Below are 1578 nucleotides of genomic sequence, written 5' to 3'. Positions count from 1 at the left end.
GCCCGCGCTCGCCGTCAGCGTCACCGCCGGCCTGTCGGCCGACGCACCGACCCTGTGGGGCCTGCTGCCCATCGTCCTGTACGCCGTCCTCGCCCTCACCGGCGCCGACCTCGCCCTGGCCACCGCAGTCGCGCTCCTCAGCGCCGTCCTCCTCGCCCTGCCCGCCCCCGGCACCGCCGCGGAGGTGCTCGGCGGCACCCTGACCGACCCGGTCACCCTCATCGGCCTCATCATCGTGTTCGGCGCGTCCGTCGGCGAGGTGCTGCGGGTCACCGGTGTGGCCGACGCCCTCGTGCGCGGCATCCTGCGGGCCGTGGAGGGCCGCGGCACCACGGCCCTGATCTACGCCATGATGTGCGCCTGCGTGGTCCTGGTGGCCGGGCTCGGCACGCTCGCCGGCGCACTCGCCATCGCCGCGCCGCTGCTCATCCCGGTCGCCGCCCGCGCCGGACTCACCCGATCCACCACCGCCGTCACCATGTTCCTCGGCGGTTGCGCGGGCCTCGCCCTCGCCCCCTTCGCCGGCTCCAACATCGCCATCATGCAGACCGCGGACACCGGCTATCCGACCTACCTCGCCGTCGGCGCCGGCCCGCTCGCGATCCTCTCCCTCCTCCTCGCCGCCGTCGTCGTGCCCTGGGTGCAGCGCCACAGCGCGGCCCGCGGCGACTTCTACCGGCCCGAGGAGGTCACCCGGGACGAGCACACCGACCCCACCGGGACCCCGCCCGACGCCCGGACCCGGCGGGCCACCCGCGCCTTCCTCCTCACCCTCGCCGTCACCGTGGCCTACGCCGCCGTGACCCGGGCCGGCACCGTCTTCCCGCTGCTCGCCCTGCCGCTGCTCGCCCTCGTCACCGCCGCGGCCGCGGGGCTGTCCCCCGCGCGCACGGCACGGGCGGCCCTGACCGGAGCCCGCCGCATGCTGCCCATGCTGCTGCTCTTCTGGATGCTGGCCGCCCTGTTCGGGTTCGTCGACCTCCTGCGGCCCTACGACGTCGTCCTCGACGCCCTCGGGCCCGACCTGCGCGCGATGTCCGCGCTGCCGTTCGCCCTCGCCGTCGCCGCCCTCGGCTGGGTCGGCGTGCCGGGGGCGACCGCCGCACAGGTCATCCTCATCGGCGAGGTCTTCGGCCCGATCGGCGACGAACTCGGCATCGGCCCGGCGGCATGGGTGATCGTCCTCCTGTGGGCGTCCAAGGCCGACACCTACGGGCCCCTGCCGAACGCCAACATGGTCGGTGCCATGGGCCTGGCCCGCGCCGGCCGGCTGCCCTACCTGCTCGGCGCCGGATGGGCGCTGCTCGTCCCGGCGTGCGCGCTGTACACCGTCCTCCTCAACGTCATCCTCTGAACCTCCCTCACCCTCCTCACCCGCCCCACCCGCGCCGCCCTCGCCCCGGCCCTCCCCGCCACCGGGCGGACGCACCGAACCCGCCGCGAATCGAGCTGCCATGCCCGCAACCCCCCACCCCGCCCCCCGCCACGACGGCCACGACGGCCACGACGGCTTCGACCTGCTGATCACCGGCGGCACCGTCGTCGACGGGACCGGCACCGCGCCCCGGCGCGCCGACA

The 1578-nt window shown here is 76.0% G+C and carries 1 protein-coding gene; it reads left to right on the top strand.

Annotated features, from left to right (window positions below; genetic code table 11):
• Nucleotides 1–1354: Na+/H+ antiporter NhaC family protein (locus HW445_RS30365; RefSeq protein WP_218957526.1), on the top strand; the 1354-nt coding region annotated here is incomplete at its 5' end.
• Between the last annotated feature and the right edge of the window lie 224 nt (nt 1355–1578).

The organism is Streptomyces sp. UH6, from assembly GCF_013421635.1.
Lineage (GTDB): Bacteria > Actinomycetota > Actinomycetes > Streptomycetales > Streptomycetaceae > Streptomyces > Streptomyces abyssomicinicus.
The sequence above is the reverse complement of the archived record's forward strand: the minus strand, read 5'-3'. Positions and strand labels throughout refer to the sequence as shown.